At 45.1% G+C, this 15,716-nt stretch carries 14 protein-coding genes; all 14 read left to right on the forward strand.

The window, feature by feature from the left end; all coding sequences use genetic code 11:
• The first annotated feature begins 119 nt into the window (after nucleotides 1-119).
• Nucleotides 120-1,658: a TolB family protein gene (locus tag IDJ76_RS00080; protein ID WP_191159460.1), complete on the forward strand. Its 1,539-nt coding sequence runs from the start codon at nucleotides 120-122 to the stop codon at nucleotides 1,656-1,658.
• Between the two features lie 11 nt (nucleotides 1,659-1,669).
• On the forward strand, nucleotides 1,670-2,584 hold the full coding sequence (locus IDJ76_RS00085; RefSeq protein WP_191159462.1) for a sugar phosphate isomerase/epimerase family protein: 915 nt from the start codon (nucleotides 1,670-1,672) through the stop codon (nucleotides 2,582-2,584).
• A 103-nt stretch (nucleotides 2,585-2,687) separates the two neighbouring features.
• Nucleotides 2,688-3,284 carry a gluconate 2-dehydrogenase subunit 3 family protein gene (locus tag IDJ76_RS00090; protein ID WP_191159464.1) on the forward strand — a complete coding sequence of 199 codons (597 nt, stop codon included), beginning with the start codon at nucleotides 2,688-2,690 and terminating at the stop codon, nucleotides 3,282-3,284.
• 2 nt (nucleotides 3,285-3,286) lie between these two features.
• Nucleotides 3,287-5,002, forward strand: coding sequence for a GMC oxidoreductase (locus IDJ76_RS00095; RefSeq protein ID WP_191159466.1), 1,716 nt, complete (start codon nucleotides 3,287-3,289; stop codon nucleotides 5,000-5,002).
• Nucleotides 5,003-5,113: 111 nt separating this feature from the next.
• Nucleotides 5,114-6,793 carry a GMC oxidoreductase gene (locus IDJ76_RS00100; protein WP_191159468.1) on the forward strand — a complete coding sequence of 560 codons (1,680 nt, stop codon included), beginning with the start codon at nucleotides 5,114-5,116 and terminating at the stop codon, nucleotides 6,791-6,793.
• A 24-nt stretch (nucleotides 6,794-6,817) separates the two neighbouring features.
• On the forward strand, nucleotides 6,818-8,251 hold the full coding sequence (locus tag IDJ76_RS00105; protein WP_191159470.1) for a Gfo/Idh/MocA family protein: 1,434 nt from the start codon (nucleotides 6,818-6,820) through the stop codon (nucleotides 8,249-8,251).
• A gap of 45 nt (nucleotides 8,252-8,296) precedes the next feature.
• The gene (locus IDJ76_RS00110) at nucleotides 8,297-8,923 is read left to right on the forward strand and encodes a gluconate 2-dehydrogenase subunit 3 family protein (protein ID WP_191159472.1); all 627 of its coding nucleotides are present in this window, start codon (nucleotides 8,297-8,299) and stop codon (nucleotides 8,921-8,923) included.
• Between the two features lie 119 nt (nucleotides 8,924-9,042).
• On the forward strand, nucleotides 9,043-10,212 hold the full coding sequence (locus IDJ76_RS00115) for a Gfo/Idh/MocA family protein (protein WP_224746139.1): 1,170 nt from the start codon (nucleotides 9,043-9,045) through the stop codon (nucleotides 10,210-10,212).
• Between the two features lie 3 nt (nucleotides 10,213-10,215).
• Entirely contained in the window at nucleotides 10,216-11,268 is a 1,053-nt protein-coding gene (locus tag IDJ76_RS00120) for a sugar phosphate isomerase/epimerase family protein (protein ID WP_191159474.1), read from the forward strand.
• A 14-nt stretch (nucleotides 11,269-11,282) separates the two neighbouring features.
• On the forward strand, nucleotides 11,283-11,726 hold the full coding sequence (locus IDJ76_RS00125) for a c-type cytochrome (RefSeq protein WP_191159476.1): 444 nt from the start codon (nucleotides 11,283-11,285) through the stop codon (nucleotides 11,724-11,726).
• Nucleotides 11,727-11,766: 40 nt separating this feature from the next.
• Entirely contained in the window at nucleotides 11,767-13,014 is a 1,248-nt protein-coding gene (locus tag IDJ76_RS00130; protein WP_191159478.1) for a nucleoside permease, read from the forward strand.
• 2 nt (nucleotides 13,015-13,016) lie between these two features.
• Nucleotides 13,017-13,907 carry a hydroxypyruvate isomerase family protein gene (locus IDJ76_RS00135; protein ID WP_191159480.1) on the forward strand — a complete coding sequence of 297 codons (891 nt, stop codon included), beginning with the start codon at nucleotides 13,017-13,019 and terminating at the stop codon, nucleotides 13,905-13,907.
• A gap of 54 nt (nucleotides 13,908-13,961) precedes the next feature.
• Nucleotides 13,962-14,837: a sugar phosphate isomerase/epimerase family protein gene (locus IDJ76_RS00140; RefSeq protein WP_191159482.1), complete on the forward strand. Its 876-nt coding sequence runs from the start codon at nucleotides 13,962-13,964 to the stop codon at nucleotides 14,835-14,837.
• 21 nt (nucleotides 14,838-14,858) lie between these two features.
• Complete coding sequence (locus IDJ76_RS00145; RefSeq protein WP_191159484.1) at nucleotides 14,859-15,629, forward strand: 3-keto-disaccharide hydrolase; 771 nt, start codon at nucleotides 14,859-14,861, stop codon at nucleotides 15,627-15,629.
• Nucleotides 15,630-15,716 lie beyond the last annotated feature (87 nt).

Here is a 15,716-nt window from a genome sequence, read left to right on the forward strand (position 1 = left end):
AATTAAAGAGAGGTGCTACAGCACCTCTCTTTTTTGTTTAAAACCAATTTTTAGACTGTGATTTTTACAAAGGAATAATTAACTTAGACAACCAATTATTCTTTTAACCTGAAGATGTGATGTTTAAGAAACTGACCTGCACTTTTACAGTCTTGCTGACAACTGTCGTACTTTTAAATGGTGCCTTTGCCCAAACATTTCCTTTGGGCATCTTTGAAGGTAACACAAATGTAGGATCGCCTAAACTGAAGGGTGATGTTAAGTATGACAGTCATAACCAACAATACACTGTTAGTGGCGCAGGCACCAATATTTGGGCAGAAAAAGATGAATTTCACTTTGTTTGGAGGAAGATGAAAGGCGATTTTTTATTGCGTACAAACGCAGAATTCATCGGTACGGGTAAAGAGCTTCACCGAAAGTTTGGGTTGATGGTGCGCAGTTCATTAGACGGAAATTCGGCACATATAAACGCTGTAGTACATGGCGACGGACTTACTTCCTTGCAATATCGCAAAGCAACAGGGGCAATTACAAACGAGCAAAAATTAAGCTTAACCGGCGCAGGCGTTATCCAGTTAGAGCGGGTAGGCAAAACCTACACCATGGCGGCTGCCCGCAAAGGCGATACCTTCGGCCCCGAAGAAAAAGTTGAACTTGAATTAGGTGATGAAGTTTATGTAGGCATTTTTGTTTGCTCGCACAATCCGGATGTGTCGGAGAAGGCTGTATTCAGTAATGTGCGTGTAGTTAAGCCCGCACCGGCAGATCTGGTTACTTATAAACAATACCTGGGCAGCAGTATCGAACTATTGGATATGTCCACCCAAAACAGCCGGATAGTTTATCAGTCTCCAAAATCGCTGCAGGCGCCTAACTGGATGGCAGACGGTAAATCGCTGATCTATAACAGCGATGGCTCCCTTTATAAATTTAATATAGCAAGCGCCACCCCCGTGGTTTTGAATACGGGGCTGGCCAAAAATAATAATAACGACCATGTGCTATCCTTTGATGGTAAGATGCTGACGATAAGCAGTGGCGATGGAGGCCCGTCAATAGGTTACACTGTCCCGGCGAATGGGGGCGAGGCTAAAATGGTTACCAAAAAAGGAGTGGGGGCATCTTATATGCACGGCTGGTCGCCGGATGGTAAGTACCTGGTATTTTGCGGCGAACGTGGCGGTGAGTATGATATTTACCGCATCCCCGCAGTTGGTGGGACCGAAGAACGGTTTACTACAACGCCCGGCCTGGATGATGGCCCGGAATATACCCCAGACGGCAAATACATTTACTTTAACTCGGTACGCAGCGGCCTGATGCAGGTTTGGCGGATGGATGCAGACGGCAGTAATCAAATACAAGTAACCAATGATGATTTTAATAACTGGTTTCCCCATGTATCGCCCGATGGCAAATCTATCGTCTTCATCACGTTCCTAAAAAATGAAGTCAAACCCGGCGATCACCCTTTTTATAAACACGTTTATATCCGTACCATGCCGGTAGGTGGCGGCCCTATTAAGGTTGTGGCCTATTTATACGGCGGGCAGGGTACCATCAACACGCCTTCATGGTCGCCCGATAGCAAACATATTGCCTTCGTCAGCAACTCCGACTTATTATTCTCCATGTTCCCCAAAGCAAAAAACTAAATCTCCATAATATGAACGCATCTCGCAGAAACTTTCTCAAAACCAGCGCCGTAGCGGTATCGGCCGCGGCAATCATGCCCAATGATTTATTTGCGGCTCCCAAAATTCAAAGGGTGGGCCTGCAACTCTATTCCGTACGCGATCACATGAAAACCGACCCGGCAGGTACTTTGAAAAAACTGGCTGATATGGGTTACATTTACGTGGAGCATGCTAATTATATCGATCGTAAATTTTACGGATATACCGCGCCCGAGTTTAAAAAATTACTGGGCGGTTTAGGTTTGGTGATGCCAAGCGGTCATACTGTAATGACTACTAAAGACTGGGATAGCGCTAAAGGTGATTTTACCGACAAATGGAAATACACCATTGACGATGCCGCCACCATGGGGCAAAAGTTTGTGATTAGCCCCTGGATGGAAGACAGCATCCGCAGCAACCCCGAAGAGCTGAAGAAGTTTATGGATCAGTTTAATAAATGCGGCGAGCTTTGCCAAAAATCGGGCATGAAATTCGGTTACCATACGCACGAGTTTGAATTTGTAACTAAAGTTGGCGACAAAGTTTTATACGAGTATATATTGGATAACACCGACCCTAAACTGGTGATACAGCAATTGGATATTGGAAATATGTACCTGCAAGGCAATATGACTGCGCTGGATTATATGAAGAAATATCCGGGCAGGTTTGAATCGCTGCACGTTAAGGATGAAATAAAAAGCCAAGAAAAAGGCGAGGTAGGTACCGGTTTCGAAAGTACTTATTTGGGTAAGGGGCTCGTACCGGTGAAAGACATCTTAAAGCTTGCTAAACAACAGGGCATCACGTCATTGATCATCGAGCATGAGTCATACCAGGGGGCCGACTCTTTAGATTGTGTAAAAATAGACTTACAAACCATGAAAAAGTGGGGTTATTAATAGTTTAACCTTATCTTTCATTTTCCAAATCAAATATCGGGTTTAGTTAACCGTGCCCGGCATTTATTATAAACCAATAATTCCCGCATAAGTGAATTTAAATATGAACAGGCGGATCGCGATCAGAAACATGGCCCTCATTTTGGGCAGTGTGGCTGTGTTGCCGTCATGCCTAAACGATAAAAAGGGCAAGCCGGTAGTTGAACTTAAAACGCTCAAGATTGATGCCGACCAGGAAAACCTGGTAAGTAACCTTGCAGAAACTATATTGCCAAAAACCAGCACCCCGGGCGCTAATGAATTGGGTATAAATCTGTTTATTTTTAAGATGCTTGATGATTGCACCAATAAAGAGCAGCAGGAAAACTTTATGGGCGGCTTAAAGGATTTTGATGATGCGGTCAATAAAAAGTACAGTAAATCTTTTAACGAATGTACTGTTACCGAGCGCACCGCCTTTGTAACCGCCTTAGAAAAGCAAACGAAGGATGAACAGGCCGCAATGGCTAAAAATGCCGTTGATAAAAAAGATAAACCAAAGGATGCGCCTAAGCTGAACAGTTTTTACCAAATGGTAAAAGGGCAAACCATATTTGGTTACACCACATCGCAATATTTCATGACTAAGCAAATCGTTTATGAGCTTGTACCGGGCCGGTACAACGCTATGTTCCCCGTTAAAAAAACAGCAGCAGTATAACCATGGCATTTTTAAATATAGATAGTGTAAAAGACCGCACCTTTGATGCCATTGTAATTGGATCGGGTATGAGCGGGGGCTGGGCTGCTAAAGAGTTTGGTGATAAAGGCCTTAAAACTTTAGTTTTAGAGCGCGGCCGCGATGTTAAGCATCTAAAGGATTATCCTACCACCAATTTGAACCCGTGGGAATTTCCGCATCATGGGGTGGTACCGGCAAAGATCCAGGAAGCAAACCCCATTGTAAACCGTTGCTATGCGTTTGGCGAAGATGCGATGCACTTTTTTGTGAAAGATGCAGAGCATCCGTATGTTCAGGATAAACCTTTCGACTGGATCCGTGGTTACCAAACCGGCGGTAAATCATTAATGTGGGCACGCCAAACCCAGCGCTGGAGTGATTTTGATTATGAAGGCCCTGCCCGCGATGGTTTTGCGGTTGACTGGCCTGTCCGTTATAAAGATGTTGCACCCTGGTATAGTTATGTAGAAAAATTTGCAGGAATATCCGGTAATAAAGATGGCATAGCCGAATTACCAGATGGTGAATTTTTACCCGCCTTCCCTTTAAATGCTGTAGAAACTTATTTTAGCAAACACGTTAAAAGCAAATATCAAAACAGGCACGTAATCAGCGCACGTTGCGCCCATTTATCACAACCCAACCAGATCCATCTGGATCAGGGCCGCGGGCAATGCCAGAAACGTACGCTTTGCCAGCGCGGCTGCCCGTTCGGTGGCTACTTTAGTGCTAATGCATCAACTATACCTTGGGCTCTAAGATCGGGCCATGTTACTTTAAGGCCACATTCGGTTGTAGAGTCTATAATTTATGATGAAAAACTGGGCAAGGCAACCGGCGTACGCGTTATTGACGCTAACACCAAAGAAGCTATCGAATATTATGCCGATGTTATTTTTGTAAATGCGGCGGCGTTAAATACCAACCTGGTGCTGCTTAATTCGACATCAAACCGCTTCCCTACCGGTTTGGGTAATGATAGCGGTGTGCTGGGTAAATATATAGCGTTCCACAACTATTCGGCACGTATAGGTGCAGAATATGATGGTGCTAAAGAATGGACAACTGATGGGCGCAACCCCGCAGGTGGCGGATATATTCCGCGTTTCCGTAACGTATATAAGCAGGAAACCAATTTTTTACGTGGCTATGCGGCTGGTTTTAGCGCTTACCGCTGGCGGGAAACCAGCCAGGACGGCATCGGCGAGGAACTTAAAAAGAATTTGGTAAAAGATGATTTGAGCGCCTGGCATGTAGGATCGCACATGATGGGCGAAACCATCCCTAAAGAAAGCAGCTATGTTAAGCTGGATAAATCGTTAAAAGATCCGTTCGGCGTTCCACAGCTAAAAATCTCTGTTGATTATGACGATAACGATAAAAAAATGCGCGACGACTATTTTGAGCAGATGACAGAGATGTTCACTACGGCCGGTTTCAAAAATATCAAAACGCAGGTTGATCCGCGCAACCCGGGATTGGATATCCATGAAATGGGCGGCGTACGTATGGGTAACGACCCTAAAACATCTATGCTGGATAAATGGAACCGCCTGCATGCTTGTAAAAATGTTTATGTAACTGACGGAGCCTGCATGACATCTACCTCATGCCAAAACCCATCCCTTACTTACATGGCACTAACCGCCCGCGCGGTTGACCATTACATTGGCGAGAAGAAGAAACAGAACGTTTAAGAATAAGAATGTGTTTAAAAAACACAATGAAATATATTTAGAAAATAAATTTAATTCCTACATTTAACGGGACAACCAATTACTAAAAAATTTTATTAACGCTATACTAATATGTCTACAAACACTTATGACGCCATCGTCATTGGTTCAGGTATCTCAGGGGGCTGGGCTGCAAAAGAACTGACCGAGAAAGGCTTAAAAACCATAATGTTAGAGCGCGGTAAAGATATCGAGCACATTAAGGGTTACGTGAACGCGAATAAAGGCCCGTGGGAATTCCCGCACAGGGGCGGTCGTACGCAGAAAATGATAGAGGATTATCCGGTTTTAAAGCGTGATTATCCTTTGAATGAAACCAATCTGGATTACTGGACCAATGAAAAAGAAAGCCCTTACACCGAAATTAAACGTTTCGACTGGTTTAGGGGTTACCACATGGGTGGCCGTTCATTAATGTGGGGCAGGCAATCATACCGCTGGCACGATACCGATTTTGAAGCGAATGCCAAAGATGGTATCGGTACCGACTGGCCTATCCGTTATAAAGATTTGGCTAAGTGGTATAGCCATGCCGAGCAATTTGCAGGTATATCCGGTAATCGCGATGGCGTACCTATCCTTCCGGATGGTGATTTTATGCCGGCGATGGATATGAACGTGGTTGAAAAAGATGTTCAAAAACGTTTTAAAGAGCACTATAACGAGGCGCGCCACTTTATTATTGGCCGTACTGCTAATATCACCGTACCACATAATAACCGTACCAACTGCCAGTATCGCAACAAATGCTGGTTAGGCTGTCCGTTTGGTGCGTACTTCAGTACCCAGTCGGCAACTTTGCCGGCTGCAATGGCTACGGGTAACTTAACCGTTCGCCCGTTCTCTATCGTAACTAAAATTATTTACGATAAGGATACCAAGAAGGCTAAAGGTGTTGAAATATTAGATGCAGAAACTAACAAAACGTATGAGTACTTCGCAAAGATCGTTTTCGTTAACGCATCAGCATTAAACAGTGCCTGGGTGTTAATGAATTCCGCTACCGACGTATGGGAAGGCGGCTTGGGCAGCAGCAGCGGCGAACTGGGCCACAACGTGATGGACCACCACTTAGGTGTAGGTGCAGGCGGCCGTATAGAAGGTTTTGAAGATAAATATACATTTGGGCGCCGTGCAAACGGTATCTACATACCACGTTACCGTAACCTTAACGGCGAAAAACGCGATTACATCCGCGGGTTTGGTTACCAGGGTGGCGGCAGCCGAAGCGGCTGGAGCCGTGATATTGCGGAGCTGGCGATCGGTGGCGAGTTTAAAGACACGCTATCAGAACCGGGTACATGGACGTTTGGTATGGGCGGTTTCGGCGAAACATTGCCTTACCACGAAAACAAGATCACTTTGGATAAAACCAAAAAAGATAAATGGGGCCTTCCTATTCTCGCGTTTGATGTTGAGTGTAAGGAGAACGAGCATAAGATGCGTATCGATATGATGAACGATGCCAAGGAAATGTTGGAAGCTGCAGGCGTTAAGGATGTGAACGCATATACTACCGATCCGGTTTTAGGCCGTGGCATCCATGAAATGGGTACAGCTCGTATGGGCCGCGATCCAAAGTCATCTGTATTGAACGAGTGGAACCAGGTTTGGGATGCCAAGAACGTATTTGTTACGGATGGCGCGGCAATGGCTTCGTCAGCCTGCCAGAACCCGTCACTTACTTACATGGCACTTACCGCGCGTGCGGCAGACTATGCAGTTACAGAATTGAAAAAAGGAAATATTTAATAACAGTATTGACACACTACCACAATGACTGAAAAGAAAGATTCTCCGGAAATAGTCCAGCCCTCCAGGCGGGATTTTATCAAGACCACGTCGCTTGCTGCGGCCGGGTTCATGATTGTACCCCGTTTTGTATTAGGCGGTAAAGGTTATCGCGCACCAAGCGATATGCTGAATGTTGCGGGTGTAGGTGCGGGCGGCAAAGGCGAAAGCGATATTGCTAACTTTGCTAAAAGTGGTAAAGCAAACATCGCATTTTTATGTGATGTTGATGACCGCCGTGCCGCAAAATCGCGCGCAGCATTCCCTAAAGCTAAGTATTATAAAGACTGGCGCGAGATGTACGACAAAGAGCACAAAAACTTTGATGCCGTTTCTATCTCCACGCCCGATCATAACCACGCCATCATCACTTACCATGCAATGCAGTTGGGCAAGCACGTTTACGTGCAAAAACCAATGACGCACGATATCTGGGAAGCGCGTTTATTAACAGAAGCTGCTAAGAAATATAAGGTGGTAACCCAAATGGGTAACCAGGGCTCATCTAACGATGGTACCCGTTTATTATCTGAGTGGTATGACGCCGATTTAATTGGTGATGTACACACCGTTTACTGCTGGACAAATCGACCGGTTTGGCCGCAAGGCATTAAATGGCCCGAGCCCCAACAGAACATTCCAAAAGAATTGGATTGGGACCTGTGGTTAGGTACAGCACCTAAAAAGGATTATGTAGATAAATTAGTGCCGTTTAACTGGCGAGGATGGTGGGATTACGGAACCGGCGCCCTGGGCGATATGGGCTGCCACCTGGTGGAAGCACCTTTCCGTGTGTTAGGTATACAGTATGTGAAAGATGTACAGGCCAGCGTAGGCAGTGTATATGTAGATGAGTTTAAACAAGGCCACTTCCCTGAAAGCTGCCCTCCGTCAAGCCATATCACCATGACATTCCCTAAAACTAACAAAACCAAAGGTGATGTTACGTTACACTGGATGGATGGTGGTATCCAACCCGAACGCCCGATTGAATTATTACCAAGTGAAAAATTTGGCGGCGAAGCAGGTAACGGTACTTTATTCATCGGTACAAAGGGTAAAATGTACTCAAGTACCTATTCAGATGCGCCAACGTTGTTACCAACCGAGCGCACCAAAACCGCTAAAGCACCGCAGAAATGGGCGCGTGTACCGGGTGGTGCAAATGGCCACTATGCGCAATGGGTTGAAGGTTGTTTGGCAGGTTATGGTAAAACGGAGTTAAGTTCGTCTTTCGAAAAGGCAGGCCCGCTTACCGAGGCATTGCTAATGGCTAATTTAGCAGTTCGCGGTCATGAGCTAAAGGGCGGCCAGATCAAATTGCTGTGGGATAACAACCAGATGAAGGTGACCAACTTTGATGATGTTAACCAATACATCAAACGTGAGTACCGCCCGGGTTTTGAGTTGAAAGCTTAAGATCGATAATTTAATAAAATCATTAATTCAATAATTGATAAAAAAATGAACAGAAGAGACGCGTTAGGCAGGGTGGGTTTGCTTTTAGGAGGAACCATCATCGGTGCCGAGTTCTTTATCTCGGGCTGTAAGCCGGGTAGTTCAGTTAATACTGACGACCTTTTCTCAAAAGATACCATTGCCTTTTTAAACGAAGTGGGTGAAACCATTTTGCCGGAAACCAAAACCCCAGGTGCTAAAGCAGCAAACGTTGGTGGTTTTATGGCCGTGATGGTAAGGGATTGCTACACCGAAGCCGACCAAAAGGTTTTCAAAGAAGGTGTGGGTAAACTGGACGAAGCCTGCAATAAAAAGTTCGGCAAAAAATTCATGGAGGCTGATGCAAAACAGCGTACCGAACTTTTAACCGGGTTGGATAAAGAAGCTAAGGATTACGCTACCAAACGAGGTGCTGATGCCACAGCCGACAAGCTGAAGCATAAGGATGATAAAAACTACAAGGCGCCTGATGTGCCTAACCATTACTTTACCATGATGAAGCAACTGACCACTTTAGGTTTCTTTACATCAGAAGTAGGGGCGACCAAGGCACTGCGTTATTTGCCCGTACCGGGCAAATACGATGGTAATTACCCCTACAAAAAGGGTGATAAGGCCTGGGCACTTTCGTGATAAATTAAACAAGCCTTTCTGCCCACCGGGCAGAAAGGCTTTAGTTTTTAATCTAAATTTTATACTTTTAAAATCTCGTTGCTAATTAGTTACGGGCTTTAAAAGTTTATCTATATTATATGAGTAACAGAAAATTGCGCATGGGCATGATTGGTGGCGGTAAAGATGCCTTTATTGGCGCTATACACCGTATTGCTGCCAACATGGACGGCCAAATTGAATTGGTTTGCGGTGCCCTAAGCATGCATGCCGATGTAGCGCAGGAAAGCGGCAAAATACTTTTCCTTGATCCCACCCGGATCTATAACACTTACGACGAAATGTTTACGGCCGAAGCCCGGAAGCCGGCTGATGAACGGATGGATTTTGTTACTATAGTTACACCGAACTTCGCTCACTTTGCCCCGGCAATGCAGGCTTTAGAGAATGGTTTTAACGTGGTTGTTGAAAAACCGGTAACCTTTACTTTAGAGGAAGCGCAACAGCTAAAGGCCAAGGTTGAAGAAACCGGCCTGATGTTATTACTTACCCATACTTACGCAGGTTACCCGATGGTAAAAGAAGCTAAGCAATTAGTGAAGAGCGGTAAATTAGGCAAGGTTAGGAAAATCTATGTAGAATATATCCAGGGTTGGTTAAGCCGATTAAGCGAGCGCGAAGGCAATGCGGGCGCTGCCTGGCGTACCGATCCTAAAAAATCGGGCAAGAGCGGTTGCATGGGCGATATAGGCACCCACGCTGCACATTTGGCTGAATACATATCAGGATTGAAAATTACAGAGCTGAACGCTTCATTAAATATTGTCGTTGACGGCCGCATGCTGGATGATGACGGCGCTGTTTTGCTACGCTTTGAAGAAGGCGCTACCGGTACATTGATAGCATCGCAGGTGGCAGCAGGCGAAGAGAACGCTTTAAAGATCCGTGTGTATGGATCGGAGGGTAGTTTGGAGTGGGCACAAATGGAGCCTAACACTTTAACCGTTAAATGGATAGACAAACCTGCCGAAACTTTACGCGCAGGCAGCAACTATGCCGATAGGTTATCCAGCTACGCTACATCAAACTGCCGTACACCCGGTGGCCATCCCGAAGGTTACTTAGAAGCCTTTGGTAACCTGTACCGCAACTTTGCATTAGCCTTAAGCGCCAAGATAGAAGGTACTGAGCCAAAGCCGGAATGGCTGGATTTCCCGTCTATTGATGATGGTATCAGGGGCATGGCATTTATAAATAACGTTGTGGCTTCAAATGCCAGCGACGAAAAATGGACCAAATACACCATCTAAGGCATGACAACCATTAAAGGACCCGCTATATTTTTAGCGCAATTTATAGGTGACCAGGCGCCCTTTAACAGCCTTGAATCTATCTGCGAATGGGCAGCCGGTTTAGGTTACAAAGGCGTACAGTTACCCACGAACGATCTGCGTTTTATCGATCTGCAAAAGGCTGCCGAAAGCCAGGCTTATGCCAACGAGATTAAGGGAATTGTGAATGCAGCCGGGTTAGAAATAACCGAACTGTCGACACATTTACAGGGGCAATTAGTTGCCGTTAATCCGGCTTATGATACCTTGTTTGATGCCTTTGCGCCAGAGCAGGTAAAAAATAACCCAACCGCCCGGACGGAATGGGCAATTAACCAATTAAAATACGCGGCTAAGGCCTCACAAAACTTAGGTTTAACCGCAAGCGTTACATTTAGTGGTGCGTTAATATGGCACATGGTTTACCCCTGGCCACAACGCCCCGCAGGGTTGGTTGATGCCGCTTTTGATGAATTAGCCAAACGCTGGCTGCCTATCCTTGACGTTTACGAAGAATGCGGTATCGACCTTTGCTACGAGATCCATCCGGGTGAAGACCTGCATGACGGCGTAAGCTTTGAAAGATTTTTAAGCAAAGTTAACAACCATAAGCGTGCTTGCTTGTTATATGATCCGTCGCACTTTGTATTGCAGGCGATGGATTACCTGGAGTACATTGACATTTATCACGAACGCATCAAAATGTTCCACGTAAAGGATGCGGAATTTAACCCTACCGGCAGGCAGGGCGTTTACGGCGGCTATTCAGACTGGATTGACCGGGCCGGGCGTTTCCGTTCATTAGGCGACGGGCAGGTAGATTTTAAGGCGGTATTTAGCAAGCTAACCCAATATGATTACAAAGGCTGGGCGGTATTGGAATGGGAATGCGCATTAAAGCATCCCGAAGACGGGGCCCGCGAGGGAGCGCCATTTATTAAGGATCATATCATCAGGGTTACCGAGCGTGCCTTTGATGATTTTGCAGCGTCAGGATCCGACGATTCATTTAACAAATCACTATTAGGAATATAAAACAAACGAACATCATGAGAAAGATATTTATCATTTTAGGTATAGCATTAACCATTGCAGCGTGCGGCGGCAGCAAACCAGGCGAGGCTGAAGGTGGCAATGCCGATAGTACATCAGCAAGCAATAAAACTGCTGTAACTTCAGAAACTAACGCAGCTAACGATACCGCAGCAAATAAAATAGGTACTGATAGCAATGCCGGTAGCTCATCAGCCAAAGGCGCAGCATTAATGGCAGCAAGCGATTGCAATACCTGCCACAATGAGAAGAGCAAGGTAATTGGCCCTGCGTTGGTAGACATCGCTAAAAAATACACCGCAGCCGATGTAGAAACCTTAGCTAAAAAAGTAATTTCTGGCGGCAGCGGCAACTGGGGTAATGTACCAATGACAGCTCACCCGCAGTTATCATTAGCCGATGCTAAAACAATGGTAAGCTATATACTTACCGTAAAATAAAACCTTAATTAAACCTAACCAATTTAAACCATAACCAATTATGAATGTAACAACGCGCTTTAAGTTGTCGGCTATGATGTTCCTGGAGTTTTTTATCTGGGGTGCATGGTTCGTAACATTAGGCCCATTTTTAGGCAGTACTCTACATGCTACCGGCGCGCAAACCGGTGCAGTTTTTTCAACGCAATCATGGGGGGCTATTATTGCGCCATTCATTATCGGTTTAATTGCCGACAGGTATTTTAATGCCGAGCGCATCTTGGGCGTGTTGCACATCATCGGGGCAATATTGATGTATCAGATGTATAAGGCAGCTGATATAGCCGTATTTTACCCATACGTGTTAGGTTACATGGTTATTTACATGCCGACTCTGGCGTTAGTGAATTCGGTGTCATTTAACCAAATGAAAGATCCTGAAAAGGAATTCTCATCCATCCGTATTTTTGGTACCATTGGTTGGATCATTGCAGGTTTAGCGATTAGCTACCTGTTTCACTGGGATTCGCCGGAAGGTATTACTGCAGGTTTGTTGCAGAAAACATTCTTAATGGCAGGTATTGCTTCATTGATTTTAGGCTTATTCAGCTTTACATTACCGGCTACGCCTCCTAAAACAACAACAGGCAAGGTAAGCGTATCATCAATGCTGGGTTTAGATGCTTTAAAACTATTAAAGGATAAAAACTTCCTGGTATTCTTTATCGCGTCTATCCTGATCTGTATCCCGCTGGCATTCTATTATCAAAATGCAAGCGCGTTCTTAACAGATATTAAGGTAGATAACCCGACAGGTAAAATGACCATAGGGCAAATTTCTGAGGTATTATTCCTCCTTTGCTTACCTATCTTCTTCAAAAAGTTTGGTTTCAAGTGGACGATTTTGGTGGGTATGGCTGCATGGGCTATCCGTTACGCATTATTCGCATATGGTAACGCTACCGATTTAAGCTTTATGCTGATCATCGGCATAGCCTTGCACGGTGTATGTTACGATTTCTTCTTCGTATCGGGCCAGATCTATACAGATTCGAAAGCAGGCGAACAGTACAAAAGTGCTGCGCAGGGCATGATTACCTTAGCCACCTATGGTATAGGCATGCTGATCGGTTTTTATATCGCAGGTTTAATATCTGATAGCTACAACTCAGCTGCCGGTCACGATTGGAAAATGATCTGGCTGATCCCTGCGGGTATTGCTGCAGTGGTATTCTTACTGTTCACGGTATTCTTTAAAGACTCTGCTAAAGTACAATTAGAAGAGCCAAAAGGCCGTTTAGAAGTATAACTATGGCAACAAACGGGAACAGAAGATCGGCAATAAAAAATATGTTGGCAGGTACCGCGGCGATTAGCGCCGCGGGCGTGCTTTCCTCTTTCACAACAGAAAAGAGCGGGGTTACTATGTCTGATAAACTGAAAGGCAATATCAATCATGCGGTGTGCCGCTGGTGCTATAGTGATATATCGGTTGAGGCGCTTTGTGTAGCTGCCAAAGACATCGGCATAAAAGGTATTGACCTGGTTGGCCCTGCCGACTGGCCTACCTTGAAAAAGCATGGCCTTTATTCGTCCATGTGTAACGGTGCCGAAATTAACCTGACGGATGGTTTTGGTGACAAGCAGTTCCACGCCCAGTTGTTCAAAAGCTATTCGGATATGATCCCGTTAGTGGCTAAGGCAGGTTATAAAAACCTGATCTGTTTTAGTGGCAGCCGCCGGGGTAAAACCGATGAAGAAGGATGGAACAATTGTGTGGAGGGCCTTAAGCCCTTAATGAAAATTGCCGAGCAGCATAATGTTGTATTGGTAATGGAATTGTTAAACAGCAAAATTGATCATAAAGATTACCAGGCCGACCGCGCCTGGTGGGGTGCCGAACTGTGCAAACGCCTGGGGTCTGAAAACTTTAAGCTGCTTTATGATATTTACCACATGCAAATTGATGAAGGGGATGTGATCCGCAATATCCGAGCCCATCATCAGTATATAGCACATTACCATACCGGTGGTGTGCCGGGGCGTAACGAAATAGACGACACGCAAGAGCTTTATTACCCCGCCATAATGCGCGCTATCGTTGAGGTGGGCCATAAAGGGTACGTAGCACAGGAATTTATTCCTAAACAAAAGGACCACTTAGCGTCGCTGCGTAAGGCGGTGCAAATTTGCGACATTTAAACCTTTGGCTGCTTAAAACATCTAATACCAATATAAACCAACATACTACACTACATGACAAACAGAAGAACATTCCTGGCGCAGGCTGGCTTAGCCGCTGCCGGTATGGTAATAGCACCTAATTTAGTATCGGCAAAAAGCCCTAATGGGATAGGGTTGCAGCTATACAGCCTGCGTGATCAGTTACCAAAAGACCCAAAAGGCGTTTTGGCAAAAATAGCAAAGGCAGGTTATAAAGAAGTTGAAACTTTTGGTTACTCAAAGGCCGGCGGTTTTTGGGGATTAAGCGCGAAGGAATTCAGCACGGTTTTAAAGGCTAACGGTTTAAAAACGCCAAGCGGCCACTACGGTCTCGATCAGTTTTTTGGCACCGGTAAAATGGATGAGTTCAACAGCTACATCGAATCGGCATTGGCTACCGGCCAAAGCTATATCATCGTACCGTCGCTTAATCATGATTTCATCAAAACCAAGGCTGATTTCATGACCATTGCCGGAAAGTTGAACAAAGCTGCCGAAGTATTAAAAACGCATGGCCTAAAGCTGGGCTACCACAATCATAACTTTGAGTGGAAGGCAACAGAAGGCACTACGTTTTACGATACCATTTTGAACCATACCGACCCAAAACTGGTTAATATGGAAATGGACCTGTATTGGGTAGTTCGTGCGGGCCAAAACCCGGTAGAGATCTTTAAGAAACATCCCGGACGTTTTAAATTTGTGCATATTAAGGATATGGATAAAGGCAACAATGAGTTGAATACCGAAATAGGTACCGGTGGTTTGGATTTTAAAACCATATTGGGCCAGGCTAAATTAGCGGGCATTCAACACTATATTGTTGAGCAGGAAAACTTCACTAACATAGATCCATACAAGAGTATAGCGCAAAGTGCAGCTTACTTAAAAACTAAGCTTTACCTTTAATCAGCACCAATCATACTAATTATGAAATATAAACTAATTTTAACCGCTTTGTTATCCGGATGCTTTTTTATGGCGAACGCACAGCAAACCGGTAAACCCGAGGATACCGAAAAATGGGAACCTGTACCTAAAGTTGTAACTGCAGGCAAGGTAACCAGCGATGCCCCGTCTGATGCGATCATTTTATTTGATGGCAAAAATGGGCTGGACGAATGGGTGGATGTAGCCAGCGGCAACCCTGCCAAATGGGATGTTAAAGGCGATGTATTGACCGTTAACAAAGCTACAGGCAACATCGAAACCAAAAAGAAGTTCGGCAATTACCAGTTACACATTGAGTGGAAGGTGCCATCAAACATCAGCGGTACTGGGCAAGCCCGTGGTAACAGCGGCATTTTCCTGGCATCTATAGGTAAAGGAGACCTGGGCTACGAATTGCAGGTGCTTGATTCATACAACAACAAAACTTACGTTAACGGTATGGCGGGCAGTATTTACAAGCAATTTATTCCTTTAGCCAACCCTACCAAGCCGCCGGGCACTTGGAATACTTATGACGTGATCTGGACGGCGCCAACGTTTGATGGCGACAAGGTGAAAACCCCTGCACGTGTTACTGTTTTATTTAACGGTGTACTGGTTGAGAATAACATTGAATTGTTAGGCCCAACGCAATATATTGGTGCGCCTGGTTACCGCGCGGCCCATGGCCCTTCGCCAATTAAATTGCAAGCCCACGGCGATAAGAGCGAGCCACTAAGTTTCCGTAACATTTGGGTTAGGGAACTTTAAGAACTATCAAGGAAATTTAAAGAAAGCCTGCCGGAAACGGCAGGCTTTCTCTGTTTTTAACGCTATTACAAGAGTTATAAATCTTAA

Source organism: Mucilaginibacter glaciei, assembly GCF_014773245.1.
Lineage (GTDB): Bacteria > Bacteroidota > Bacteroidia > Sphingobacteriales > Sphingobacteriaceae > Mucilaginibacter > Mucilaginibacter glaciei.